Below are 24,681 nucleotides of genomic sequence, written 5' to 3'. Positions count from 1 at the left end.
CACGAACACTAAAAAGACACTAAAAAGTTGTGGCTCGTGCAGGATTTCAGAGGAAGTGGGCGGACCATCAACTCCCCGCAAACCCTTGCCAGACCTGGATCGGACGGATTTCAGCGGCCCTGGCCGGAACGCCGAGTAAATAATCACGATTCATTTAACTTTCCGTGAGGACTTCGACACCGGCCGCCGCCTACGATGGGCGCATGTTTTCAGGACCTGCTTCCAGGAGCCCATCATGCCCACCCGCAGACACCTGCTGTTCGCCGGCGCCACCGGCCTCGCCGCGCTCGCGGCGCTGTCGTCCGCCGGCCGCCGCGCGCTGGTCGGCCGTGCGTTCGCCGCGCCGCCGGCTGGCGCACCCAAAGCCGCTCCTTTCGAGATCACGCTCAGCGACGCCGAATGGCATCGCCGGCTCACGCCCGCCCAATACACGGTCCTGCGCGAAGCCGGCACCGAACGGCCGTTCAGCAGCCCGCTGAACGACGAGCACCGGCACGGCACGTTCGCGTGCGCCGGCTGCAACCTCGCGCTGTTCTCGTCGGCCACCAAGTTCGACAGTCATACGGGCTGGCCGAGCTTCTGGAAGCCGCTCGACCACGCGGTCGGCACCGACACCGACGCGTCGTTCGGGATGGTCCGCACCGAAGTGCACTGCCGCCGCTGCGGCGGCCATCTCGGCCACGTGTTCGACGACGGCCCGGCGCCCACCGGCCTGCGCTACTGCATGAACGGCCTCGCGCTCGCCTTCCACCCGTCCGCCGCCTGACCCGGCCCCACTCCCGTCCGACTGGAGAACGCACCATGCTGCTCATCGTCCTTGCCTATCTCGGCGGCGTGCTCACGATCCTGAGCCCGTGCATCCTGCCCGTGCTGCCGTTCGTGTTCGCGCGCGCCGACCAGCCGTTCGTGCGCAGCGGCCTGCCGCTGCTCGCCGGCATGGCGCTCACGTTCGCCGTCGTCGCGACGCTCGCCGCCGTCGGCGGCGGCTGGGTCGCGCAGGCCAACCAGGCCGGCCGCTGGCTCGCGATCGTGCTGCTCGCGGTGTTCGGCCTGACGCTGCTGATGCCGCGCTTCGCGGAACATCTGACGCGCCCGCTCGTCGCCGCCGGCAACCGGCTCACCGGGTTCGCGCAACGCGACGGCCGCCCGGCCGGCCCGGCGTCGTCGCTGCTGCTCGGCGTCGCGACGGGCCTGCTGTGGGCGCCGTGCGCGGGCCCGATCCTCGGCCTCGTGCTGACCGGCGCCGCGCTGCGCGGCGCGAGCGTCGGCACGACGCTGCTGCTCGTCGCGTATGCGGCCGGAGCGGCAACGTCGCTCGGCGTCGCGCTCGTGATCGGCGGCAAGGTATTCGCCGCGATGAAGCGCTCGCTCGGCGCCGGCGAATGGATCAAGCGCGGGATCGGCGCGGCGCTCCTGGCCGGCGTCGGCGCGATCGCGCTCGGCCTCGACACGGGCGCCCTCGCGCAACTGTCGACCGTCACCACGGGCGGGCTCGAAACGAAGCTGGTCGACCGCCTCGGCGGGCGCTCGAACCGCGCGCCGGCGGCAACGGCCGCGACCGGTGCCACCGACAACGCGACGGGCGGCGCGATGACCGTCGCCGCGGCCGACGGCGCGCAGGCAGGCGGCGCGATGATGCGTGCGGCCGGCACCCCCGCGGCCGCGCTGCCGGTCGAAGGCACGCTGCCGTCGCTCGACGGCGCGGTGCAGTGGCTGAACTCGCCGCCGCTGACGGCGGCCGGGCTGCGCGGCAAGGTCGTGCTGGTCGATTTCTGGACGTATTCGTGCATCAACTGCCTGCGCACGCTGCCGTACACGAATGCCTGGGCACGCAAGTACGCGCCGTACGGACTCGTCGTGATCGGCGTGCACGCGCCGGAGTTCGCGTTCGAGCGCGACATCGGCAACGTGAAGAAGGCCGTGCACGACCTCGGCATCGACTACCCGGTCGCGATCGACAACGGCTATTCGATCTGGCGCGCGTTCAACAACGAATACTGGCCCGCGCACTACTTCATCGACGCGCAAGGGCGGATCCGTCATCACCACTTCGGCGAAGGCGAATACGCACAATCGGAACGCGCGATCCAGTCGCTGCTCGCCGAAGCCGGCCATCCGGACGCGCTGAACGTGCCGCTCGGGCTCGCCGGTGCGCCCGCGAAGGGTGCGCTCGCGGCCGCCGACAGCGCGGACGTCCGTTCGCCCGAAACCTATGTCGGCTATGCGCGCGCGGAAAGCTTCGCGTCGCCGGGCGGCGTCGTGCGCGATGCAGCACACCGCTACGACGTGCCGGCCCAGCCGGATCTCAACGGCTGGGGCCTCGCGGGCACGTGGAACGTCGGCGCCGAACGCGCGTCGCTCGCCGCACCGGATGGCCGGATCGTGTACCGCTTCCATGCGCGCGACCTGCATCTCGTGCTCGGCCCCGGCACGAACGGCGGCCCCGTGCGCTTTCGCGTGACGCTCGACGGCGCGGCGCCCGGCGCCGCGCATGGCGCCGACGTCGACGCGCAGGGCTACGGCACCGTCACCGGCCAGCGCCTGTACCAGCTCGTCCGGCAGCCCGGCGCGATCGCCGATCGCACGTTCGCGATCGAATTCCTCGATCCGGGTGTCGATGCGTACGCATTCACTTTCGGTTGATCGCGCGCGCCGCCGCCATCCGGGCGCCGCTTTTCTCAACGCATGTCGAAGGAGCAACTGATGAACCCGATCCCTATCCGCGATGCCGCCGCACGACGGCGCGCGGCCATGCTGCGCCGCATCGGCGCCATCGCCGTCGCGGCGGCCGCCGTGTTCGGCTACCAGCGCATCGTCAATTCCGCCGAGCCGATGCGCACCGTGCCCGCGCCAACGCTCGACGAAACGCCCGGCGCGTCGCACGACGAGACGGCCGTGCTCGCCGGCGGCTGCTTCTGGGGTGTACAGGGCGTGTTCGAGCACGTGAAGGGCGTGAAGCAGGTCACCGCAGGTTATGCGGGCGGGGCGTCCGAAACCGCGCACTACGCGCTGGTCGGATCGGGGCTGACGGGGCACGCGGAATCGGTGCGCATCGTCTACGATCCGACCCAGATCACGTACGGCCGGCTGCTGCAGGTGTTCTTCTCGGTCGCGCACGATCCGACCGAACTGAACCGGCAAGGCCCCGACGAAGGCTCGCAGTACCGGTCCGCGATCTTCCCGACCACCGCGCAGCAGCGCGCGGTCGCGACCGCGTACGTCGCGCAACTCGGCAGCGCGCACGTGTTTCCGGCGCCCGTGGTCACGCGCGTCGAGGCCTACAAGGGGTTCTATCCGGCCGAGGCCTATCATCAGAACTACCTCGAACTGCATCCGGATGCGCCGTATATCGCGTTCAACGACATGCCGAAGGTCGCCGGGTTGAAACAACACTTCCCGGCGCTGTACCGTGCCGACGCGGTGCTGTGGCGCGAAGCGCGCTCGTGAGCCGCTTGTGAGCCCGCCTGTGAGCCGCTCGTGACCGCCGCCGGGGCTGCGTGACGGGATGCCGCCCGCCGCACAGCCGCGCCGCGGCCGCCACGCACCGGCGGCGGCCCGTTTGCGCCACATCAACGAATCGGCCGGCGCGACGCCGGGGCAAACCCGCATCGCGGCCGCCGCGGCCGGCAACTTCGCGTAGACTCTCTGGATTCCCGCCGCTTCTTGCGGCGTTCGACATTCCAGTCCAGCCAGGAGGCGTCACGCATGCGCGCAGTGCCTTTGCCTGACGGCAATACCCTCGAAGAACCGTCCACCGGCGCGGCCGTGCGCGACCTGCGCCGCGTGCCCATTCATCCGGATCACTGGTACCCGCTCGCGTGGTCGCGTGAGCTCAAGCGCGGCAAGACGCTCGGCGTGCGCTTCGCCGGCGACCCGATCGTGCTCGTGCGCACCGAATCGGGCGCCGTGTATGCGCTCGAAGATCGTTGCGCGCACCGCCAGGTGCCGCTGCATGCGGGCGTCGTGAGCGGCGAGACGCTGCGCTGCTGCTATCACGGCTGGACCTACGCGTGCGACAGCGGCCGCTGCGTCGACGTGCCCTACCTGGGCCGCGAGCGCTTGCCCAACGGCGTGCGCGCGTATCCCTGTCGCGAAGCGCACGGGCTGATCTTCGTGTTTCCGGGCGACGCCACGCTCGCCGAGGAACGGCCGTTCCCCGCGCTCGAATCCGCGGACGACCGCGCGTACAAGACGCGCCGCTTCGGCCGCGAGGTCAAGTGCCACTACTCGTTCATGCACGAGAACCTGATGGACATGAACCATCAGTTCCTGCATCGCAAGCAGATGGGACAGATGCGCGCGCGCTCCTTGGGCCGCCGCCGCGGCGACGACTGGGTCGAGGTCGATTACACGTTCGCGCGGATGGAAGGCAAGCAGCCCGTCGGCGAGGCGCTCGTGTTCGGCGCGAGCAAGAAGCCGGCCGATCAGTCCGACAAGAGCGTGATGACGGTGCGCACCGGCTATCCATACCAGACGCTGCAGATTCGCTCGAGCGAAGGCACGCTCGTGATGGATCTGTGGATCGTCTACGTGCCGCTCGACGCCGAGCAGCGCACCAACCGCACGTTCGGGCTGCTGTCGATCCACAAGCCGGGCATCCCGTTCGCACTCGATCTCGCATGGCCGCTGCTCGTGTGGTTCACCGAGCGCATCTTCCGCGAGGATCGCTGGATCGTCGAGCGCGAGCAGGAAGCACACGATCGCCAGGGCGCCGACTGGAACCACGAGGTGTTTCCGGTCATCAACGAGCTGCGCGACCTGCTGCGCCAGTGCGGCGCACGCACCGTGATCCCGATCCGCGACGCGCGCGACGGCGCATGAGGCAACGCATGCGGCGCGCCGCGGCGCGCGCCGTTACAGGGTGAACGCGCCCGGCAGCAATGCGCGGGCCGTCGTGATCTCGACGGCCCCTTTCAGGTTGGCGAGAATCACTTCGATGTCGGGCTTGCCGATCTCGATGATCACCTGACGACATGCGCCGCACGGCGCGATCGGGCCGTCCGTGTCGCCGACGACCGCGAGCCGCGCGAAATCTCCCGGCCGATAACCGGCGGCGATCGCCGCGAACAGCGCCGTGCGTTCCGCGCAATTGCACAGTCCGTACGACGCGTTCTCGACGTTGCAGCCGTGGAAAACCGTCCCGTCGCGCGCCTGCAGCGCCGCGCCGACCTTGAAGCGCGAATACGGCGCATACGCGCGGTCGCGCGCCGCCTTCGCCTGTTCGATCAGTTCGTCTCGTTCCATCGTGGTGAGGCCTCCAGGAGCAGGTCAGCCGACCTGCTGGTAAAGGGTCGGCGGCGCTTCGCCCGTCTCGCCGAGCACGTAGCCGCGCCGAACGGCGTCCGCCGCGTGAGCCGCGGCCGCTTCGTCGCGGGCATGCACGAAGCCGAGCGGCTCGCCGCCCTCGATACGCTGCCCGATCTCCGCGAGCCCCGACAGGCCGACGCTGACGTCGATCGCGTCCTCCGCGCGCGTGCGGCCGCCGCCGAGCGCGACCACCGCCAGCCCGAGCGCACGGCAATCGACGCGCTGCACCACGCCGCTCGCGGGCGCCGCAACCGGCACGATCACCGCCGCCCGCGCCAGATGCCGCGCGGGGGCATCGATCAGGTCGGCAGGACCGCCGAGCGCGACGACCATGCGCGCGAAACGCTCGGCCGCCGCGCCGGAATCGAGCGCCTGCCGCAGCTTCTCGCGCGCGTGGTCGGCATCGCGCGCCAGCCCGCCGGTGACGAGCAGTTCGGCCGACAGCGCCATCGTCACGTCGTGCAACCGCGCGGGACGCGACTTGCCCGTCAGGTAGTCGATCGCGCACGCCACCTCGAGCGCGTTGCCCGCGCACGGCGCGAGCGACTGGTTCATGTCGGTGAGGATCGCGGTCGTCTTCATGCCGGCGCCGTTGCCGACGTCGACGATGCTGCGGGCAAGTTCCGCCGATTTCTCCGCGGTCGGCATGAACGCGCCGGAGCCGACCTTGACGTCCATCACGAGCCCGTCGAGCCCCGCCGCGAGTTTCTTCGACAGGATCGACGCGGTGATCATCGCGACCGATTCGACGGTCGCCGTCACGTCGCGGATCGCATAGATGCGCTTGTCGGCCGGCGCGAGCCGCGCGGTCTGCCCGATGATCGCGACGCCGACCTCGCGCACCGTGCGGCGAAACGCGTCCGTATCGGGCATCACGTCGTAACCGGGAATCGCGCTGAGCTTGTCGAGCGTGCCGCCGGTATGGCCGAGCCCGCGCCCCGAGATCATCGGCACGTAGCCGCCGCACGCGGCCACCATCGGCCCGAGCATCAGCGACACGACGTCGCCGACCCCGCCCGTCGAATGCTTGTCGATCACCGGCCCGCCGAGATCGAGCGCACGCCAGTCGAGCACGTCGCCCGAATCGCGCTGCGCGAGCGTCAGCGCGACGCGTTCGTCCGTGCTCAGGTCGTTGAAATACACGGCCATCGCGAACGCGGCCACCTGGCCCTCTGTCACGCTGCCGTCGGTTACGCCGCGCGCGAACGCGGCCATGCCGTCGCGATCGAGCGGCTGCCCGTCGCGCTTCCTGCGAATGAATTCCTGCGGTAGAAACATCGTTGCCTCGCTTCGATCGGAGTCGACTGCACGGTTCAATGCAGCGAGAAAAACAGGCCGGCAATCGCCGCGCTCATCAGGTTCGACAGGGTCGCGGCCGTCAGCGCGCGCAAGCCGAGCCGCGCGACGTCCGAGCGGCGCTCGGGCGCGACCGCGCTGAAGCCGCCCGCGAGAATCGCGATCGACGAGAAGTTCGCGAAGCCGCACAGCGCGAACGACACGATCGCGAGCGTCTTCGGGTCGAGCACCTGGAGGCCGGCCGCCGCCGCGTGCGCACCGCCCTTCAGGTACGGCGACAGGTCGCCGTACGCGACGAATTCGTTGAAGATCAATTTCTCGCCGATGAAGTTGCCGGCCAGCGTCGCATCGTGCCACGGCACGCCGATGATCCACGCGAGCGGCGCGAACAGGTGGCCGATGATGCCGACCAGCGTGACCTGCGGAAAGCCCGCGAACGCGGCCGCGCCGCCGACGATCAGGTTCATCAGCGCGATGAGTCCCACGAACGCGATCAGCATCGCGCCGACGTTGATCGCGATCCGCAGGCCGACCGATGCACCGGATGCGGCCGCCTCGATCACGTTGGCGGCCCGCTTGTCGTCGAAATCGAGGCCGTCGACCACCACGCGGCTCGGCTCGACGGTCGGAAACAGCAGCTTGCCGAACAGCAGACCGCCCGGCACCGCCATGAACGACGCGGCGAGCAGGTACTCCATCTTCACGCCGAGGCCGGCGTAGCCGACCAGCACCGAGCCCGCGACCGACGCCATGCCGCTCGCCATCACCGTGAAGATCTCGGCGCTCGTCATGTTGCGCACGAACGGCTTCACGAGCGCGGGCATCTCGCTCTGCCCGAGGAAGATCGTCGCGACGGCCGAGCACGCCTCGATGCGGCTCACGCCGAGCACCTTCGCCAGCCCCGCGCCGAGGATCGCGACGATCCACTTCATCACGCCGATGTAGTACAGCACCGAGATCAGCGCGGTGACGAAGATGATCATCGGCAGCACGCGCAGGCCGAACACGAACCCGCCGTCGCCGAACAACTGGAACATCCGCGCGTCGACCAGCCCGCCGAACACGAACGCGATGCCGTGATTGCCCATGTCGAGCACGCGATTGACGCCGTTCGCGGCCGCGGCCAGCGCCGCGCGGCCCGACGGCACGAACAGCACCAGCGCGCCGATCGCGAACTGCGTGAGCAGCGCGGCGATCATGGTCCGCGCGCTGACCGCGCGGCGGTTGTTCGACAGCAGATACGCGACCAGCAACAGAAACAGCATACCGAGGAGACTGCGCAGAATATCCACCTTGTGCTCCCTTCTCACTATTTGAACTGTCCGGCGGGCGGCCCGTGCCCGCGACCCGCGTGATCGGGTTGGTGGATGTTACTCGCTCGATACGCACGTCGGCAACGTCGACAAAATCGCCGCGGTCAATGGCGTCGATCGTTTCCATCTTCGCGCTTCGACGACTTGATCAGTTGTTCTACCTACCCTTCGAAAATGCGCACGGGCGTGCCGTTCGAACGGACACGCCCCGCACGGCACGCGTCGTTCAACCCACGCGCTCGACCGGATGCGGCTCGCGCAGACGGTTCGCGATCCGCGCCGCCTCGTAGTAGCCTGCCGCCGGCGGGCGCTTCAGATAGCGGCCCGCGCCGCGCACCGCGCGCAATTCGCCGTCGGCCCACGCGAGTGCGCCGCGCGTGAGCGTGTGCGTCGCGACGCCCTGCACGGTCATCCCCTCGAACACGTTGAAGTCGACCTGCTGGTGATGCGTCTTCACCGAGATCGTCTTCGTCGCGGCCGGATCCCACACGACGAGGTCGGCGTCGGCGCCGACCTGCACGGCGCCCTTGCGCGGATACAGGTTGAAGATCTGCGCGGCGTTCGTCGACGTGATCCGCACGAACTCGTTCGGCGTGATGCGGCCATGATTCACGCCGTGATGCCACAGCACCGACATGCGATCCTCGACGCCGCCGCAGCCGTTCGGGATCTTCGTGAAATCGTTGCGGCCCATCGCCTTCTGCGATGCGCAGAATACGCAGTGATCGGTCGCCGTCGTATGCAGCTGCCCCGACTGCAGCCCGCGCCACAGTGCCTCGCGATGCTCGGCCGAGCGAAACGGCGGGCTCATCACGTGGGCCGCCGCGCGCGTCCAGTCCGGATCGCGATAGACGGCCTCGTCGATCACGAGGTGGCCCGGCAATACTTCGCCGAATACGCGCAGCCCTTCGCTACGGGCGCGCGTGATCACATCCACCGCGTCCTTTGCCGACACGTGCACGATATACACGGGCACGCCGAGTACCTGCGCGATGCGGATCGCGCGGTTCGCGGCTTCGCCCTCCACCTCCGGCGGCCGCGACAGCGGATGCGCCTCCGGCCCCGTCATGCCGCGCGCGAGCAGCGCCTTTTGCAGCTGGAACACGAGTTCGCCGTTCTCCGCATGCACGGTCGGCAGCGCACCGAGTTCGAGCGAACGCGTGAAGCTGTTCACGAGAATCTCGTCGTCGGCCATGATCGCGTTCTTGTACGCCATGAAATGCTTGAAGCTCGACACGCCATGCTCGCGCACGAGCGTGCCCATGTCGCGGTGCACGCTGTCGTCCCACCACGTCACGGCGACATGAAAACCGTAGTCGGAAGCCGATTTCTCGGCCCAGCCGCGCCATTCGCGGAACGCATCCATCAGCGGCTGCTTCGGGCTCGGGATCACGAAGTCGATGATGCTCGTCGTGCCGCCCGACAGCCCGGCGGCGGTGCCCGAGTAGAAATCGTCGCTCGCGGTCGTGCCCATGAACGGCAGCTCCATGTGCGTATGCGGATCGATGCCGCCCGGCATCACGTACTGGTCGTGCGCGTCGACGACGGTTGCGCCGGCCGGCGCGTCGATCCGCTCCGCGATCTGCAGGATCGTGCCGCCGTCCTGCGGGTCCGCGCAGAGCACGTCCGCGCGATAGGAACGGTCCGCATCGACCACGGTGCCGCCACGAATCAGGATTGCCATTTCGTTGCCTCCTCGTTGACTGTCGGGTGCCGCATGCCGCGCGCGAGTCGCAGCCGGCTCGCGCGTCATGCGCTCGCGATCTGCGCGCGCTGTCCGGCGCGCCACTTCATCCAGGTGCCGTACACGCCGGACGCCAGCACGAGGCCGACGAACCACGCGTACGTGTAAAGCGTGTTGAAGAACGCCGGCACGTTCGGGAACGACGCCGGAAACGCCGTATGCAGGAAGCCCGGCAGGTTCGGCAGCACGCCGACCGCGAGCGCGACCAGCGCGGCCGGGTTCCAGCCGCGCGCGTAGCTGAAGTCGCCGCCCTCGTCGAACAACGCGCGCGTATCGAGCTGCGTGCCGCGAATCAGGAAATAGTCGACCATCAGGATGCCCGCGACCGGCCCGAGCAGCGCCGAATAGCCGACGAGCCAGGTGAAGATGTAGCCGTCCGTCGTCGCGAGGATCTTCCACGGCATCATCACGATCGCGATCGTCGCGGTGATCATCCCGCCCGCCTTGTACGAAATGCCCTTCGGCCACAGGCTCGAGAAATCGTAGGCCGGCCCGACGAGATTCGCGGCGAGGTTGCAGCACATCGTGTCGAGCGTGAGGATCACGAGCGCGATGCCGACGCCGATGCCGGTCATCCGGCTCGTCAGGTCGATCGGATCCCAGATCGCGTTGCCGTAGATCACGACGGTCGCCGACGTCACGACGACCGACACCACCGACAGCAACGCCATCGGCAGCGGCAGCCCGATCGACTGCCCGATCATCTGGTCGCGCTGCGAATGCGCGAAGCGCGTGAAATCGGGGATGTTCAGCGCGAGCGTCGCCCAGAAGCCGACCATTGCCGTCAGGCCCGGCCAGAAGGTCGGCCAGAACAGCCCGGCTTTCTTGCCGCCCGCCGCGAACTGGGACGGCGCCGACAGCATCGAACCGAACCCGCCCGCCTTGGACGTCGCCCACCAGACGAGCGCCACGCACATCACGACCTTGATCGGCGCGGACCAGCTTTCGAGCCAGCGGATCGAATCGGTGCCGTGCAGGATGAAGTACAGCTGCAGCGCCCAGAACACGAGGAAGCACGCGAGCTGCCCGAACGAGATGCCGACGAGCGGCAGCGCCGCGCCGTGCAGCGCGTTGCCGGTCAGGATGTTCAGCAGCGTGTAGATCGCGCTGCCGCCGAGCCAGGTCTGGATGCCGTACCAGCCGCAGGCGACGATCGCGCGCAACAGCGCCGGCAGCTTCGCGCCCTGCGTGCCGAACGACGCGCGCACGAGCACCGCGTACGGAATCCCGTGCTTCGCGCCCGCATGGCCGATCAGCAGCATCGGCACGAGCACGATCAGGTTGCCGAGCAGCACCGTCGTCACCGCCTGCCACGGCGACATGCCTTCCTGGATCAGCCCCGCCGCGAGCATGTACGACGCGATGTTCATCACCATCCCGACCCACAGCGCCGCGAAGTGGTACCACTTCCACGTGCGCTGCGCCGGCGTCGTCGGCGCGAGGTCGTCATTGTACAGGCTGCCGCCGTGCGCCGCGGCGCTGTCGGGATCGGCGGGATTCGCTGCGGATTTCATCGATCGCACTCCACGAAAACGTCGGCGCCGGCATCGTGCGATGCCGGCCCGAGGAAACGAAAGACGGCGGCGCGCAGCCTCCCGCGCCGCCGGACACCGGTCAGGCCGCCTTCGCGTGCTTCTCGGGCGCGGCCGCCGGGCCGCCGCTCGCACCGGCATCCGCGCTCGCCGGATTGTTCGGATGCGTGGTCCAGTTCGCGTAGTCGCCCGAATCGACGCGCTCCATCGTGATGCATTGCTCGACCGGACACACATGCATGCAAAGATTGCACCCGACGCACTCCGAATCGACCACTTCGAAATGCCGCACGCCGTCCTTCGTCGCCGTGATCGCCTGATGCGACGTGTCCTCGCACGCGATATGGCACAGCCCGCACTGGATGCAGCGGTCCTGGTCGATGCGCGCCTTGATGTCGTACTTCAGGTTCAGGTACTTCCAGTCCGTCACGTTCGGCACCGCGCGGCCGCGAATGTCGTCGAGCGTCGCGTAGCCTTTCTCGTCCATCCAGTTCGACAGCCCGTCGGCGAGATCCGACACGATCCGGAAGCCGTAATGCATCGCGGCGGTGCACACCTGCACGCTGCCGGCGCCGAGCACCATGAACTCGGCCGCGTCGCGCCACGACGAGATGCCGCCGATGCCCGAGATCGGCAGGTTCGGCGTTTCCGGATCGCGTGCGATCTCCGCGACCATGTTCAGCGCGATCGGCTTGACCGCCGGGCCGCAATAGCCGCCGTGCGTGCCCTTGCCGTCGACGGTCGGCATCGGCGCCATGTGGTCGAGATCGACCGCGACGATCGAGTTGATCGTGTTGATCAGCGACACGCCGTCCGCGCCGCCCTTGTACGCGGCGCGCGACCCCATGCGGATGTCGCTGATGTTCGGCGTGAGTTTCACGAGGCAGGGCAGCTTCGTGCCTTCCTTCACCCAGCGCGTGACCATCTCGACGTATTCGGGCACCTGCCCGACCGCCGCGCCCATCCCGCGCTCGCTCATCCCGTGCGGGCAGCCGAAGTTGAGCTCGACCGCATCGGCCCCGGTGTCCTCGACGAGCGGCAGGATCCATTTCCAGTCGCGCTCGTTGCACGGCACCATCAGCGACACGATCAGCGCGCGATCCGGCCAGTCGCGCTTCACCTGCGCGATTTCTCTCAGGTTCACGTCGAGCGGACGGTCGGTGATCAACTCGATGTTGTTCAGCCCCGCGATGCGCTGGCCGTTCCACTGCACCGCACCGTAGCGCGAACTGACGTTGACGACGTGCGGATCGAGCCCGAGCGTCTTCCAGACGACGCCGCCCCAGCCCGCCTCGAAGGCGCGATTGACGTTGTAGGCCTTGTCGGTGGGCGGCGCGGACGCCAGCCAGAAAGGGTTCGGCGAAGTGATGCCTGCGATGGTGCAGCGAAGATCGGCCATGTTCGGCTCCGTGAGAAGGGGGTCGTGTTCGGTGTGCCGGCGGTGCGCCGCGCGCTCAGGCCGCCTTCGCGGCGCGCGCGGCGAGCGCAGCGTCGATCGACGCGGCCGCGCGCTTGCCGTCCTGCACGGCCTGTACCGTGAGGTCGACGCCGTCGGTCGCCGCGCAGTCGCCGCCGGCCCATACGTCCGGCAGTGCCGTACGCCCGTCCGCATCCACCGCGATACGCGTGCCGTCCGCGGTCAGCAACGTGGCCGCGATACCGTCCGGCACGAGCGTCTGGCCGATCGCCTTCAGCACCATGTCCGCGTCGACGGTGAAACGCTCGCCCGATGTGGCCTCGAATTCGACACCCGTCACCTGCCCGTTCGTGCCCGCCATACGTACCGGCTTCGCGTGCGTGACGAGCGCGACGCCGCTCTTCTGCGCAAACTCGCGCTCGGCCCACGTCGCGCTCATCGCGTCCACGCCGCGCCGGTACACCATCGTCACGCGCTCGGCGCCGAGCTTGCGGCTCTGCACGGCCGCATCGATCGCCGTATTGCCGCCGCCGATCACGACCACGCGTCGCCCGACCGGCACGTTCGCGAGCACGTCGGCCTGCCGGACCTGCTCGATGAAATCGACCGCATTCATCACACCGCTCAGTTGCTCGCCGTCGATCGCGAGCGCACGCACGCCGCCGAGCCCCATCGCGAGGAATACCGCATCGTGCTGCTCGCGCAGTGCGTCCAGCGTCACGTCGCGTCCGAGCGCCACACCCGTTTCCAGCGTGATGCCGCCCACCGACAGCAGCCACTCGACCTCGCGTTGCGCGAAATCGTCGACGGTCTTGTAGGCGGCGATCCCGTATTCGTTGAGGCCGCCGGCCTTCGGGCGCGCGTCCAACAGCGTGACGCGGTGCCCGGCGAGTGCGAGCCGGTGCGCGCACGCGAGCCCGGCCGGCCCCGCGCCGACCACCGCCACGTGGCGGCCCGTCTCGGGCGCGCGCCGAAACTGCACCGCGCTGGTCTGCATCGCCCAGTCGGTCGCATGCCGCTGCAGCGCGCCGATCGCGACCGGCTGCGCATCCTGATGGTTGCGCACGCACGCGCCTTCGCACAGGATCTCCGTCGGGCACACGCGTGCGCACATCCCGCCGAGTGGATTCGCGGACAGGATGTCTATCGCCGCGCCTTTCAGGTTGCCGTTGCCGATCTTGCGGATGAAGCTCGGGATGTCGATCTGCGTCGGGCACGCGTGCACGCACGGCGCGTCGTAGCAGTAATGGCAGCGGCTCGCGGCCGCCGCCGCGGCAGTCGGATCGAGCAGCGGCGCGATATCGGCGAACTCGCACGAGAGTTGCGTGGACGACAGGCGATGCGCGGCGATATCGCCGGTTGGCTGGGTGGTCATACGCGTTCCTTCGACGGGGTGGAGACAAAGCCGTCCCCGCCGGCTGATCATGCACAGTCGGGGCGGTCATGCTTAGGCATGCAAATTTCAGACGACAGGCAGCGTCGCGGCTGCTACGGTCGATCCGTCATGAAGCCGGCTCGCATGCGCGCGACAGCATCGCGTGCAGCAGCACGTTCGCGCCGGCCTCGATCCATGCGGGCGTCGCGTCCTCGATCTCGTTGTGGCTGATGCCGTCGACGCAGGGCACGAATACCATCGACGTCGGCGCGACCTGCGCCAGATAGCACGCATCGTGGCCCGCGCCCGACACGATGTCGCGATGCGAATAGCCGAAGCGATCGGCCGCTTCACGCACGGCCGCCACGCATGCGGGATCGAACGCGACCGGCTTGTAGTAAAAAATCTGCTCGAGTTCGGTGTCGAGCCCGATGTCGGCCGCGATGCGCGCAACGCCATCGCGCAACGCCGCATCCATCTTCGCGAGCACCGCGTCGTCCGGATGGCGGAAATCGACGGTGAAGAACACGCGGCCCGGAATCACGTTGCGCGAGTTCGGGTGCACCTGCATCATGCCGACCGTCGCGCAGCCGAACGGTGCATGATCGAGGCCGATCCGGTTGACGAGATCGACCACGCGCGACGCGCCGAGCAGCGCGTCGCGGCGGCGCGGCATCGGCGTCGGCCCCGCGTGCGCTTCCTGGCCGGTGAACGTGATCTCGTACCAGCGCTGCCCCTGCGCGTCGGTCACGACGCCGATCGTCTTGCATTCCGCCTCGAGAATCGGCCCCTGCTCGATATGCAGTTCGAATGCCGCATGCAGCTTGCGCCCGCCGCACGGCACGTCGCCCGCGTAGCCGATGCGGGCCAGTTCCTCGCCGATCGTCTTGCCGTCGACGTCCTTGCGCGACAGCCCGTATTCGAGCGGAAACACGCCCGCGAACACGCCCGATGCGACCATCGCGGGTGCGAAGCGCGAGCCCTCCTCGTTGGTCCAGATCACGACCTCGACCGGATGCTCGGTCTCGATGCCGTGATCGTTGAGACTGCGAATCACCTCGAGGCCGCCGAGCACGCCGTAGATGCCGTCGAAGCGCCCGCCGGTCGGCTGCGAATCCGCGTGCGAGCCCGTGACGACCGGCGCCGCGTCGGCCACGCGGCCCGCACGGCGCATGAACACGTTGCCCATCGTATCGACCGTCACCGTGCAGCCGGCCGCCTTCGCCCAGCCGACGATCAGGTCGCGGCCGGCCTTGTCGAGATCGGTCAACGCGAGGCGGCACACGCCGCCTTTCGGCGTCGCGCCGATTTTCGCGACTTCCATCAGGCTATCCCACAACCGCTTGCCGTCGACCTTGATCGACGTGTCGAAAGCTGTCCGCTTCACTGTTTCCGATACCGCGCTCATTCGTATCGCTCCTGTGGGGTCGGTGGTGTCGTCGGCCCGGTCCGTGCCGGTGCACGTGAGGCCTGTTTCGGGGCACGCCGCCCGGATGCGGTGCATGCCTCGCTGGTTCGCGAAACGCGTTAAATCCTGTCCGATTGGACAGGTTTTAGACGATCAAAATGACCAGCGCAACGTCTTTCTTGCGCGACGCATCGGAGCGAGAAACGTGCCATCGCAACGCAGCATCGCCGTGGAGTAGCGGCATCCCCATGCGTGCGCGCGACGCGAATCAGCGGCTAGAATGAAGCCCAACGCGGCATGCCTGCCGCGCGAGGATGACGATGAGACATGACGAGGCGGCAATCGCAGCCCCCGACCGGGACGAAACGCCGGCGCCTTTGCGGCGACGCAAGGCGCACATTCGCGAGTCCAACGAAGCGCATCTGCTCGCGTGCGCGGAGGCCGTATTCGCGGAACGCGGGCTCGCCGGCGCCAGCACCGCGATGATCGCGGAGCGCGCCGGCCTGCCGAAGGCGAATGTGCACTACTACTTCCCGACCAAGCTCGCGCTGTATCGCCGCGTGCTCGACGACCTGTTCGAGGACTGGCATCGCGCGGCCGGCTCGTTCGAGGCCGGCGACGATCCGGTGGAAGCGATCGGCTGCTACGTGCGCGCGAAGATGGCGCTGTCGCAGCGGCGCCCGCTCGGCTCGAAGGTCTGGGCCAACGAGATCATCCACGGCGCGGAGCACATGCAGGACATCCTGTCGCAACGCGTGAAGCCGTGGTTCGACACGCGCATCGAGGTGATCGAAGGCTGGATCGCGCACGGTCTGCTCGCGCCGATCGACCCGCATGCGCTGATGTACCTGATCTGGGCGACCACGCAGCACTATGCCGATTTCGATGCGCAGATTCGCGCGTTGAGCGGCAAGCGCGCATTCACGAAGAAGGCATTCGACGAAAAGACCGAGCAGGTCGTGCAGCTCGTGATTCGCGCGTGCGGCGCGGTGTCGCCGAATGCGAAGTCGTAACGCGGCACGACGAACCGTCGAATAAAAACGGGCGGCGCGCACCACACGGGAGTGAACCGTGCGATACGCGCCGCCCGTGTCGGCGCTTGCTTGCGTGCGAACGAAGCGGTGCGATGCGTTACGCGAGACGCTCGATCGCGACGGCCGTCGCTTCGCCGCCGCCAATGCACAGCGATGCGATACCGCGCTTCAGGCCGTACGTTTCGAGCGCGGCCAGCAGCGTCACCATCACGCGCGCACCCGATGCGCCGATCGGATGCCCGAGCGCGCACGCGCCGCCGTGTACGTTGACCTTCTCGTGCGGCAGGTCGAGGTCGCGCATCGCGGCCATCGGCACCACCGCGAACGCTTCGTTGATCTCGAACAGGTCGACGTCGCGCAGGTTCCAGCCGGTTTTCTCCGACAGCTTGCGCAGCGCGCCGATCGGCGCGGTCGCGAACAGGCCGGGCTTGTCCGCGTAAGTCGAATGCCCGACGATCACGGCCTTCGGCGTGAGGCCGAGGCGCTCGGCTTCCGAGCGGCGCATCATCACGAGCGCGGCCGCGCCGTCCGAGATCGACGATGCGTTCGCGGCCGTCACCGTGCCGCCGTCGCGAAACGCCGGCTTCAGCGTCGGGATCTTGTCGAGCTTCGCCTTGCCCGGCTGCTCGTCGATCGACACGACGCTTTCCGTCTTGCCGGCCTTCACGGTCACCGGCGCGATCTCCGACACGAAATGCCCTTCCGCGATCGCCCGCTGTGCCCGCGTCAGCGACGCGATCGCGAACGCGTCCTGCGCTTCGCGCGTGAACTGGTACGCCTGCGCGCAATCCTCGGCGAACGTGCCCATCAGGCGGCCTTTTTCATATGCGTCCTCGAGCCCGTCGAGGAACATGTGGTCGAGCACCTGCCCATGACCCATGCGCATGCCCGCGCGCGCCTTCGGCAGCAGGTACGGCGCATTCGTCATGCTCTCCATCCCGCCCGCCACGGCGACGCCCGCCGAACCCGCCAGCAGCAGGTCGTGCGCGAACATCGCCGCCTTCATCCCCGAACCGCACATCTTGTTGACCGTGGTCGCGCCCGCCGCGAGCGGCAGTCCGGCCTTCAACGCGGCCTGTCGCGCGGGCGCCTGGCCCTGGCCGGCCGGCAGCACGCAGCCGAACACGATTTCGTCGATGCGTTCGGCCGGCACGTTCGCGCGCTCGAGCGCGGCGCGAATCGCCACCGCGCCGAGGTCGTTCGCGCTGGCTGCCGCCAGGTCGCCCTGAAAACCACCCATCGGCGTGCGCGCCGCGCCCACGATTACGATCGGATCCTGAGTCGTCATGATTCGCTTCCTCCAGTGTCAGCGCGGTGCCATGCGCAACGCGCCATCGAGACGGATGACTTCGCCGTTCAACATCGTGTTCTCGGCGATGTGGCGCACCAGCGCCGCAAATTCTTCCGGGCGGCCAAGCCGCGGCGGGAACGGCACGCTCTTGCCGAGCGCGTCCTGCACGTCCTGCGGCATGCCGGCCATCATCGGCGTCGCGAAGATGCCGGGCGCGACCGTCACGACGCGAATGCCGAAGCGCGCGAGCTCGCGTGCGATCGGCAGCGTCATGCCCACCACACCGCTCTTGGACGCCGCATACGCGGCCTGTCCGATCTGCCCGTCGAACGCCGCGACCGACGCGGTATTGACGATCACGCCGCGCTCGCCTTCCGCATCGGCGTCCTGCTTCGACATCGCGTCGGCGGCCAGCCGGATCATGTTGAACGTGCCGACCAGGTTGATCGACACCGCGCGCGCGAAGCGGTCGAGCGAATGCGGGCCGTCGCGGCCGACGACCTTCTCGCCCGGTGCGACGCCCGCGCAGTTGACGAGCGCATCGACGCGCCCGAACGCGTCGCGCGCGGCCGCGACGGCCGCCTGACCGTCGGCTTCGCTCGTCACGTCGGTCTTCACGAACCGCGCGGCCGCGCCGAGTTCGTTCGCGAGACTCGCGCCCGCCTCTTCGTTCACATCCAGCAGCACGGCCTTGCCGCCTTGCGCGACGACCATGCGCGCCACCGCGGCGCCGAGGCCGGAACCTGCGCCCGTAATCAGAAAAACGCGATCCTTGATATTCATTCGTAGTCCGTATTCAGGGTTGAGCGGCCTTCTCGGCTTCCATCTTGCGCAACACGAAGCGCTGGATCTTGCCACTCGGGGTTTTCGGCAGCGCGTCGACGAAATCGATCGCGCGCGGATAAGCGTGAGCGGACAACCGCCGCTTCACGTGCAGACTCAATTCCTCGGCCAGTTCCGGCGTGGCGTCGAATCCTTTCGACAGGACGACGAACGCCTTCACGATCTCCGTACGCTCCGGGTCGGGCACGCCAATCACCGCGGCCTCGCTGACGGCCGGATGCTCGATCAGTGCGCTTTCCACGTCGAACGGGCCGATCCGGTAACCGGACGACGTGATCACGTCGTCCGCGCGGCCGATGAAACTCACGGTGCCGTCCGGCTCCAGTTCGACGTTGTCGCCGGTCCGGTAATAGCCGCCCGCGATCGCCGGCGTGTCCTGCTGCCAGTAGCCGGAGAACCACAGCAACGGCGAGCGTGCGATGTCGATCGCGAGGTTGCCGGGTTCGCCGGGGCCGAGTTCGCGGCCCGCTTCGTCGAGCACCGCGACACGGTAGCCGGGCATCGCGAGGCCGGCCGAACCGGCATGGACGACGTGCGCGAGCCCGTGATGATTGTTCACGACCATCCCGAGTTCGGTCTGGCCGTAGTGGTCATGGATCGGCGCGCCGAGGGCCGCGTGGAACCAGCGCACGACTTCGGGATTCAGCGGTTCGCCGGCACTGCTGACCACGCGCAGCTGTCCTTTCAGCCGCGCGGCCGCTTCCTTGCCGGCAGCCATCAACATCCGGTACGCGGTCGGCGAACCCGCGAGGCTCGTGATGCCGAGCCGTTCGATCACGTCGTACGTGCTGTCGACCGTGAAGCCGCCCTCGTACAGTGTCGTGGCATGACCGAGCAGCAGCGGGCCGGTGATCGCGTAATAGAGCCCGTACGCCCAACCCGGATCGGCGATGTTCCAGAACCGGTCGCCGGTGCGCAGGTCGACCGCTTCGCGCATGTACGCACCGAACGCGAGCAACGCGTACAGCGGCACCGGCACGCCCTTCGGCAAACCCGTCGTACCCGACGTCGACATCATCATGAACAGGTCCGACCCCTTGCGCAGCACGGGCTCGAACGTATCGGCCTGCGCATCGAGCGCCGCACGGAAATCGATGTCGCCGTCCGGCAAGGTGTCGCCCGCTTCGCACACCGTCGCCACCGACGGGCAATCGGCGACTTCGTCGAGCTTCGCGCGATTCGCGACGTTGGTCACGACGAGCCGCGCGCCGCTCATGCGCAGCCGGTGCTCGATCGCCTTCGGGCCGAACGCGGTGAACAGCGGCTGATACACGGCGCCCGCGCGCCACGTGCCGAGGATCGTCGCGACGAGTTCCGGCGTGCGCGGCAGCAGGCCGGCCACCACGTCGCCGGGCTTCACGCCCTGCGCGACGAGCAGGTTCGCGACCCGGGCCGACAACGCCTGCATCTGCGCGAACGTGAAGCGGCGGTGCTCGCCGCCGGCATCGATCCAGTCGAGCGCGATCGCGTCCGCCTTCGCGTGCCGGTCGCAGCATTCGACACACGCGTTCAGGCCGCGCTCCAGATCGCCGCTCAATTGCGCGGCGGCGGCCTCGATACTGAACCGGGCCACGGCGTCGGCGTAGGCCGGCACCGGCCGGGCGGTAGCTCCTTCAGGCATGCGTGTCTCCTGTGTGTTATGGCCGCCGGCGAGCCAGGGGCGCGACGGGGATACATCGATAGTAGACAGCCGATACATTGCAATCAATGACAAACGGAATCTAGAATCGTGATCGCTTTTGCCATGTCGGGAGGATGCTGGAAATGGGGCCGCAGATGATTTCGCCGGATTTCGTCGACGATGCGCTCGCGTGCCTGCGCCGGCACGGCCTGCAGACCGCGCCCGTGCTGCGCACCGCCGGGCTGCCGGCCGCCGTGCACGAGCCCGTCACGCCGCAACAGTACGGCCGGCTGTGGCTCGCGATCGCCGGCGCGCTCGACGACGAATTCTTCGGGCTCGCCGCGCGCCCGATGCGGCGCGGCAGCTTCACGCTGCTGTGCCACGCGGTGCTCCATGCCGGCACGCTCGACAAGGCGCTGCGGCGCGCGCTGAAGTTCCTGCGGGTGGTGCTCGACGAGCCGCACGGCGAGCTTGTCGTGGCGGACGGGCAGGCGCAGATCGTGCTGACGCAATCGGGCGCGCCGTACCCGGCGTTCGCGTACCGGACGTTCTGGCTGATCCTGCTGGGTGTGGCGTGCTGGCTGATCGGCCGGCGCATCCCGCTGCAGCGCATCGATTTCGCGTGCCCGAGCCCCGGTCAGCGCAGCGACTATCACCAGTTCTTCGGCGTCCCGGTGCATTTCGACCGCCCCGACAGCCGGCTCGCGTTCAACGCCGCATACCTCGCGCTGCCGACGATTCGTTCGGAGCAGGCGCTGAAGACCTTCCTGCGCGGCGCGCCCGGCAACCTGCTCGTGCGCTACCGGCACGACACGGGCTGGGTCGCGAAGACGCGCGCGCACCTGAAGGCGCTGCCGGCCGCCGAGTGGCCCGACTTCGACGCGCTGGCCGTGCGCCTCGACACGACGCCCGCGACGCTGCGGCGGCGTTTGCGCAGCGAAGGGCAAAGCTTCGCTGCGATCAAGGACGAGTTGCGCGGCGCGCTCGCGCAGTCGCTGCTGCGCGAGCGCACGCTGAGCGTCGCGGAGATCGCGGCCGAGCTCGGCTTCACCGAGCCGAGCGCGTTTCATCGCGCGTTCCGGAAATGGACGGGCACGAGCCCCGGTGCCTTTCGGCGCGACGTGCATGCGGCGAAGGCCGAGTCGTGAATGGTGTGCAGGCGCGGAGCGTCTCGCCACGCGCCGCTGATACGATGCAAACATGTGGCTGCCGTCCGTTGTCCGCGGACCGCGGCGAACACCGATCAACCATCACCGCTCACGCTCCGATGCAAGCCACCCGCTTTTCCGACACCGAACTGGCCGATCTGCTCGCGCACGGTATCGTGCTGTTTGCCGGCCGCATAATCTTCGACGCACAACCGCCGATGGCGACCGACCAGATCGCGGCCGTGCAGGCCTGCTGTCACGGCGACATTCCGCTCCCGTTGCTCGAGCTGTAGCGCGTCACGGCCGGCGGCAGCCTCGACTACGACCTGACGCTGGAGATGAACGGCAATGTCGAAGCCATCAGCTGGAGCGAGCTGTTCTACAACGGCAGCGACGGTTATCGCGACCTGCAGGGCTGGATCGACCACGAACTCGAACTGGCCGAAGCCGCCGCGGAAGAGAACGCGCGCACGTGGGACGGCAAAATCGATGCGCTGCCGTTCGGCGGTTTCGAATATTGCGACCGCATCTACGTCGTGACGGAGCCCGGCGCCCACGACCATGGCCATGTGCTTGCATGGAAACAGGGGTTGCCGCCCGCGTGGCGCGGCGCGATGCACGAGGACGGTCTCGCGACGATCGCCCCCGATCTGTACGCGGCATTCGGCGCGCTGCAGCTTCATGTCGATCCGCTGGAGCCCGGCGGCGAACCAGGCACCGGTGTCACGCTGCTCGAATACGTCGATGAGCGCCGCGACGATCATGGCCTGTCGGCATCGCTGGCCGACAAGCTGATCGCGTTCTATCGACAAGCGGTGATCGACTGGCGCACGCCGCTCGCCGACGGCACACTCGGCGCGCAGCCGGTGCTCGCACGTCACGCATTACGCCATGCGATCGATCACGACGATGCGGCACTCATCGCGCGACTGGCGCCGCTCGTTGCCGATCTCGGCGTGGCGCTCGCCGGCAGTTCGATCCCGACCGATTACGCGCTGCGACGCCAGAAGTTTTCCGCCGCCATCGCGTTGCTCGCATCGGGCGCACGGGTCGTGCCCGATGCGCTGGCATCCGTGTCCGGCGCCGTACCGGTCAAGCTGATGCGCATGCTGCTTGACGCCGGCGTGCAGCCGGATGCCGACGCAATGGCGCGTTGCGTCGCGGGCGGCGGCACCGACAGCGCACGGCTGATCGGCGCAGCGCTGTCGGCCCAGGGCGTCGATACACCAGCGGCCTACCGCACCGCGAGCGACAAACTACTGGACAAGCTGAAGGCGGACATCCACAAGGTTCGCGCCGGCAAGCTCAGCCACTATCTCGGGCTCGACGGGCTCGAAGCACACGCCGAGCGCCTGCGGACGTTCGATTGCTGACGTCAAGCAGGCGCCGATGCGCCGTGGGTTTGCCGGCAGCATCGCAGTCCGGGTGCCGTTTGTTTGAATCGGGTTTCTCCCACGTTCCGGTGCGAATCTGCAGGATGCTCACCGCACCGCACCGCAGCGCGGGCATGACGTTGCACCCCGTTCCGTCTGACCACATACTGGTCGGCCAGTCCGAACGAGGTTGCGTCGATGGTGAATGTCGATGAGAGCGCCGCTTCGATCTTCGGCGTGATCGGAACGGCCGTGTCGTTGCTGGCAGCGATCCCTTACGCGCTCGCGATCTACCGGCGCACCGTTCGCCCGCATCTGTTCACGTGGCTCGTGTGGTCGGTCGTTACGGCGATCGCGGCGGCCGGCCAGTTCGTCGCGGGCGCGGGGCCGTCCGCATGGTGCACGGCAGCGATTGCCGTCACGTGCTTTCTGACGCTGATCGCCAGCCTGTTTCGCGGCGAGCGCGGCTGGACGGGCCTCGACTGGTTGTTCCTGTGCGCGGCGCTGTCGGCCATTCCGCTATGGATGCTGACCGACGATCCGACTGTGTCGATCTGCCTGGTTACGCTGATCGAGCTTGCAGGCCTCGGCCCGACCGTGAGCAAGACGATCCGCGATCCGTGGAGCGAGAGCCTCGCCTATTTCGCGCTGTGCGTACTCAAGTACGCGCTGGCGTTGCTGGCACTGAGCACGTGGAGTGTCGCGGTCGCGTTCTATCCGGCCGTCAACCTCATCGCGTCGATCGGCATCTGCGTGGTGATGCTGGTCCGGCGTCAGTCGTTGTCGAACGCGCGGTAGGATGTGTTTGTCGCCGCCGTACCGCTTCCCTTCCGAAATGCTGCGAGGCCTGACATGGATGCAATCCGTACCGTCATCGAACCCTGCGAAACCGCGCTCCGCGCCGCGATGCTGGCCAACGATGTCGACGTGCTCGACGCGCTGCTGGACGACGATCTGGTATTCACAGTCCCGACGGGCCAGATCATCTCGAAAGAGAACGACCTCGCCGCGCATCGCGCGAAGCTTCTGCGCCTCGACACACTCGACGTCCACGAAATGCGCGCACACGCGATCGACGAGATGATCCTGACCACGACGCGAGCGACCCTCGCCGGCCATTTCGATGGCGCGGCATTCGCCGGCACGTTTGCCTATACGCGCCTCTGGCGTCGATCGGGCGCCAACTGGCGCGTCATCGCCGGACATGCATCGCAGGTCATGTAGCTGCGCCGAGCGCGTGCGGGATGAATCGCGTCAGGCAATACTGCTGCGAGCGGGCCGGCTATCGATTGAGCGGTGAGGCGCTGGTCCGGATGATGCACTGATGAAAACGCCGATCAAGGTGGTGCCGGCCATGACGAGAGCCGAAATGCACAAGCTATTTACCGTGCGTTCTGCGCGTGCCGCGGACGCGGGCGAACTCACGCGACTGGCGCGCCTTTCGAAGGCGCATTGGGGCTATCCGAAGGAATGGCTCGACTTGTGGCAAAACGATCTCACGATTTCGCCGGAGACGATCGAAGGGGCGATCGGTTACGTCGCGGAATCGGACGCGTCGGTCATCGGGTTCTGGATTCGAGCATCATTGGATTCGGATCAACCGACGCCCGGATGGTTGTTCGTTCATCCCGATCACATGGGTCAGGGCGTCGCCCGTGCGCTGTGGGAATCAGTTCGAGCCGAAGCCGCTGCGAGAGGAATCAAAAGCTTCGTGATCGAAGCGGATCCCAATGCTGTGCCGTTCTATCTGACGCTGGAAGCTGAAAAGATTGGCGAAAAGGAATCGAGCGCCATCCCGGGCAGATTTTTTCCAATCTTGCGGATTGCGGTCTGATGAGTGAGATTGCGGCGGTGACCTGCTCCCCGCATTTAGTACGGTGACGGTGTAGAGTCCGTTCCAGAGAGGAACGGCAATGAAAAAGCGATTCACCGAAGAACAAATCATCGGCATCTTGAAGGAAGCCGAGGCTGGCCTGAAG

The 24,681-nt window shown here is 68.0% G+C and carries 22 protein-coding genes; 11 read left to right on the top strand and 11 right to left on the bottom strand.

Going from position 1 to position 24,681, the window contains the following annotated elements:
- The first annotated feature begins 235 nt into the window (after nt 1-235).
- From msrB to C4B30_RS33175, 4 genes are all read left to right on the top strand, one after another.
- The gene (gene msrB, locus C4B30_RS33190; RefSeq protein WP_027786228.1) at nt 236-766 is read left to right on the top strand and encodes a peptide-methionine (R)-S-oxide reductase MsrB; all 531 of its coding nucleotides are present in this window, start codon (nt 236-238) and stop codon (nt 764-766) included.
- Between the two features lie 35 nt (nt 767-801).
- Complete coding sequence (locus C4B30_RS33185) at nt 802-2,643, top strand: cytochrome c biogenesis protein DipZ (RefSeq protein WP_105133574.1); 1,842 nt, start codon at nt 802-804, stop codon at nt 2,641-2,643.
- Nucleotides 2,644-2,703: 60 nt separating this feature from the next.
- Nucleotides 2,704-3,447, top strand: a complete 744-nt coding sequence (msrA, locus tag C4B30_RS33180) for a peptide-methionine (S)-S-oxide reductase MsrA (RefSeq protein ID WP_027786230.1) — start codon at nt 2,704-2,706, stop codon at nt 3,445-3,447.
- A gap of 258 nt (nt 3,448-3,705) precedes the next feature.
- Nucleotides 3,706-4,821: an aromatic ring-hydroxylating oxygenase subunit alpha gene (locus tag C4B30_RS33175; protein ID WP_027786231.1), complete on the top strand. Its 1,116-nt coding sequence runs from the start codon at nt 3,706-3,708 to the stop codon at nt 4,819-4,821.
- A 33-nt stretch (nt 4,822-4,854) separates the two neighbouring features.
- On the opposite strand, the gene C4B30_RS33170 is transcribed toward C4B30_RS33175, so the two are convergent.
- From C4B30_RS33170 to C4B30_RS33135, 8 genes are all read right to left on the bottom strand, one after another.
- On the bottom strand, nt 4,855-5,244 hold the full coding sequence (locus C4B30_RS33170) for a cytidine deaminase (protein WP_027786232.1): 390 nt from the start codon (nt 5,242-5,244) through the stop codon (nt 4,855-4,857).
- 24 nt (nt 5,245-5,268) lie between these two features.
- The gene (gene deoA / locus C4B30_RS33165; protein ID WP_105133573.1) at nt 5,269-6,585 is read right to left on the bottom strand and encodes a thymidine phosphorylase; all 1,317 of its coding nucleotides are present in this window, start codon (nt 6,583-6,585) and stop codon (nt 5,269-5,271) included.
- A gap of 35 nt (nt 6,586-6,620) precedes the next feature.
- On the bottom strand, nt 6,621-7,895 hold the full coding sequence (locus C4B30_RS33160; protein WP_027786234.1) for a NupC/NupG family nucleoside CNT transporter: 1,275 nt from the start codon (nt 7,893-7,895) through the stop codon (nt 6,621-6,623).
- Between the two features lie 247 nt (nt 7,896-8,142).
- Complete coding sequence (gene hydA / locus C4B30_RS33155) at nt 8,143-9,600, bottom strand: dihydropyrimidinase (protein ID WP_027786235.1); 1,458 nt, start codon at nt 9,598-9,600, stop codon at nt 8,143-8,145.
- A gap of 65 nt (nt 9,601-9,665) precedes the next feature.
- Entirely contained in the window at nt 9,666-11,174 is a 1,509-nt protein-coding gene (locus C4B30_RS33150) for an NCS1 family nucleobase:cation symporter-1 (protein ID WP_027786236.1), read from the bottom strand.
- Between the two features lie 100 nt (nt 11,175-11,274).
- Entirely contained in the window at nt 11,275-12,591 is a 1,317-nt protein-coding gene (preA, locus tag C4B30_RS33145) for an NAD-dependent dihydropyrimidine dehydrogenase subunit PreA (protein ID WP_027786237.1), read from the bottom strand.
- Between the two features lie 55 nt (nt 12,592-12,646).
- Entirely contained in the window at nt 12,647-13,984 is a 1,338-nt protein-coding gene (locus tag C4B30_RS33140; RefSeq protein ID WP_027786238.1) for an NAD(P)-dependent oxidoreductase, read from the bottom strand.
- Between the two features lie 127 nt (nt 13,985-14,111).
- On the bottom strand, nt 14,112-15,392 hold the full coding sequence (locus C4B30_RS33135; RefSeq protein ID WP_027786239.1) for a Zn-dependent hydrolase: 1,281 nt from the start codon (nt 15,390-15,392) through the stop codon (nt 14,112-14,114).
- Between the two features lie 320 nt (nt 15,393-15,712).
- On the opposite strand from C4B30_RS33135, the gene C4B30_RS33130 reads away from it, so the two are divergent.
- Complete coding sequence (locus tag C4B30_RS33130) at nt 15,713-16,405, top strand: TetR/AcrR family transcriptional regulator (protein WP_027786240.1); 693 nt, start codon at nt 15,713-15,715, stop codon at nt 16,403-16,405.
- A 118-nt stretch (nt 16,406-16,523) separates the two neighbouring features.
- On the opposite strand, the gene C4B30_RS33125 is transcribed toward C4B30_RS33130, so the two are convergent.
- The 3 genes from C4B30_RS33125 to C4B30_RS33115 are packed head-to-tail and all read right to left on the bottom strand — an operon-like array spanning nt 16,524 to nt 20,181.
- Nucleotides 16,524-17,714 (bottom strand): acetyl-CoA C-acetyltransferase, encoded by a 1,191-nt coding sequence (locus tag C4B30_RS33125; RefSeq protein ID WP_027786241.1) that lies wholly within the window; start codon nt 17,712-17,714, stop codon nt 16,524-16,526.
- A gap of 18 nt (nt 17,715-17,732) precedes the next feature.
- On the bottom strand, nt 17,733-18,500 hold the full coding sequence (locus tag C4B30_RS33120) for a 3-hydroxyacyl-CoA dehydrogenase (RefSeq protein ID WP_027786242.1): 768 nt from the start codon (nt 18,498-18,500) through the stop codon (nt 17,733-17,735).
- Nucleotides 18,501-18,513: 13 nt separating this feature from the next.
- Nucleotides 18,514-20,181 (bottom strand): acyl-CoA synthetase, encoded by a 1,668-nt coding sequence (locus C4B30_RS33115; protein ID WP_027786243.1) that lies wholly within the window; start codon nt 20,179-20,181, stop codon nt 18,514-18,516.
- Nucleotides 20,182-20,324: 143 nt separating this feature from the next.
- Here C4B30_RS33115 and C4B30_RS33105 point away from each other — a divergent pair, with 143 nt between their 5' ends.
- From C4B30_RS33105 to C4B30_RS33085, 6 genes are all read left to right on the top strand, one after another.
- Nucleotides 20,325-21,329 carry an AraC family transcriptional regulator gene (locus C4B30_RS33105; protein ID WP_027786244.1) on the top strand — a complete coding sequence of 335 codons (1,005 nt, stop codon included), beginning with the start codon at nt 20,325-20,327 and terminating at the stop codon, nt 21,327-21,329.
- A gap of 119 nt (nt 21,330-21,448) precedes the next feature.
- The gene (locus tag C4B30_RS36235; RefSeq protein WP_306427329.1) at nt 21,449-21,622 is read left to right on the top strand and encodes a hypothetical protein; all 174 of its coding nucleotides are present in this window, start codon (nt 21,449-21,451) and stop codon (nt 21,620-21,622) included.
- Nucleotides 21,623-21,667: 45 nt separating this feature from the next.
- Nucleotides 21,668-22,702 (top strand): SMI1/KNR4 family protein, encoded by a 1,035-nt coding sequence (locus tag C4B30_RS33100; RefSeq protein ID WP_306427330.1) that lies wholly within the window; start codon nt 21,668-21,670, stop codon nt 22,700-22,702.
- 198 nt (nt 22,703-22,900) lie between these two features.
- Entirely contained in the window at nt 22,901-23,500 is a 600-nt protein-coding gene (locus C4B30_RS33095; protein WP_027786245.1) for a hypothetical protein, read from the top strand.
- Between the two features lie 54 nt (nt 23,501-23,554).
- Nucleotides 23,555-23,926: a nuclear transport factor 2 family protein gene (locus C4B30_RS33090; RefSeq protein WP_027786246.1), complete on the top strand. Its 372-nt coding sequence runs from the start codon at nt 23,555-23,557 to the stop codon at nt 23,924-23,926.
- Nucleotides 23,927-24,056: 130 nt separating this feature from the next.
- Complete coding sequence (locus C4B30_RS33085) at nt 24,057-24,536, top strand: GNAT family N-acetyltransferase (RefSeq protein ID WP_034185553.1); 480 nt, start codon at nt 24,057-24,059, stop codon at nt 24,534-24,536.
- The last annotated feature ends 145 nt before the right edge of the window (nt 24,537-24,681 follow it).

This window comes from Burkholderia sp. BE12 (assembly GCF_002959955.1).
GTDB lineage: Bacteria > Pseudomonadota > Gammaproteobacteria > Burkholderiales > Burkholderiaceae > Burkholderia.
This window is presented reverse-complemented; position numbering and strand designations above follow the sequence as displayed.

Bases quoted from the DNA above. Each gene is read 5' to 3' on its own strand.
- C4B30_RS33115 (WP_027786243.1), bottom strand. From the start codon at position 20,181: ATGCCTGAAGGAGCTACCGCCCGGCCGGTGCCGGCCTACGCCGACGCC.
- C4B30_RS33120 (WP_027786242.1), bottom strand. From the start codon at position 18,500: ATGAATATCAAGGATCGCGTTTTTCTGATTACGGGCGCAGGTTCCGGC.
- deoA (WP_105133573.1), bottom strand. From the start codon at position 6,585: ATGTTTCTACCGCAGGAATTCATTCGCAGGAAGCGCGACGGGCAGCCG.
- C4B30_RS33175 (WP_027786231.1), top strand. From the start codon at position 3,706: ATGCGCGCAGTGCCTTTGCCTGACGGCAATACCCTCGAAGAACCGTCC.
- C4B30_RS33095 (WP_027786245.1), top strand. From the start codon at position 22,901: ATGGTGAATGTCGATGAGAGCGCCGCTTCGATCTTCGGCGTGATCGGA.
- msrB (WP_027786228.1), top strand. From the start codon at position 236: ATGCCCACCCGCAGACACCTGCTGTTCGCCGGCGCCACCGGCCTCGCC.
- C4B30_RS36235 (WP_306427329.1), top strand. From the start codon at position 21,449: ATGCAAGCCACCCGCTTTTCCGACACCGAACTGGCCGATCTGCTCGCG.
- msrA (WP_027786230.1), top strand. From the start codon at position 2,704: ATGAACCCGATCCCTATCCGCGATGCCGCCGCACGACGGCGCGCGGCC.
- hydA (WP_027786235.1), bottom strand. From the start codon at position 9,600: ATGGCAATCCTGATTCGTGGCGGCACCGTGGTCGATGCGGACCGTTCC.
- C4B30_RS33105 (WP_027786244.1), top strand. From the start codon at position 20,325: ATGGGGCCGCAGATGATTTCGCCGGATTTCGTCGACGATGCGCTCGCG.
- C4B30_RS33170 (WP_027786232.1), bottom strand. From the start codon at position 5,244: ATGGAACGAGACGAACTGATCGAACAGGCGAAGGCGGCGCGCGACCGC.
- C4B30_RS33150 (WP_027786236.1), bottom strand. From the start codon at position 11,174: ATGAAATCCGCAGCGAATCCCGCCGATCCCGACAGCGCCGCGGCGCAC.
- C4B30_RS33130 (WP_027786240.1), top strand. From the start codon at position 15,713: ATGAGACATGACGAGGCGGCAATCGCAGCCCCCGACCGGGACGAAACG.
- C4B30_RS33140 (WP_027786238.1), bottom strand. From the start codon at position 13,984: ATGACCACCCAGCCAACCGGCGATATCGCCGCGCATCGCCTGTCGTCC.
- C4B30_RS33085 (WP_034185553.1), top strand. From the start codon at position 24,057: ATGACGAGAGCCGAAATGCACAAGCTATTTACCGTGCGTTCTGCGCGT.
- C4B30_RS33135 (WP_027786239.1), bottom strand. From the start codon at position 15,392: ATGAGCGCGGTATCGGAAACAGTGAAGCGGACAGCTTTCGACACGTCG.
- C4B30_RS33100 (WP_306427330.1), top strand. From the start codon at position 21,668: ATGAACGGCAATGTCGAAGCCATCAGCTGGAGCGAGCTGTTCTACAAC.
- C4B30_RS33090 (WP_027786246.1), top strand. From the start codon at position 23,555: ATGGATGCAATCCGTACCGTCATCGAACCCTGCGAAACCGCGCTCCGC.
- C4B30_RS33125 (WP_027786241.1), bottom strand. From the start codon at position 17,714: ATGACGACTCAGGATCCGATCGTAATCGTGGGCGCGGCGCGCACGCCG.
- C4B30_RS33185 (WP_105133574.1), top strand. From the start codon at position 802: ATGCTGCTCATCGTCCTTGCCTATCTCGGCGGCGTGCTCACGATCCTG.
- preA (WP_027786237.1), bottom strand. From the start codon at position 12,591: ATGGCCGATCTTCGCTGCACCATCGCAGGCATCACTTCGCCGAACCCT.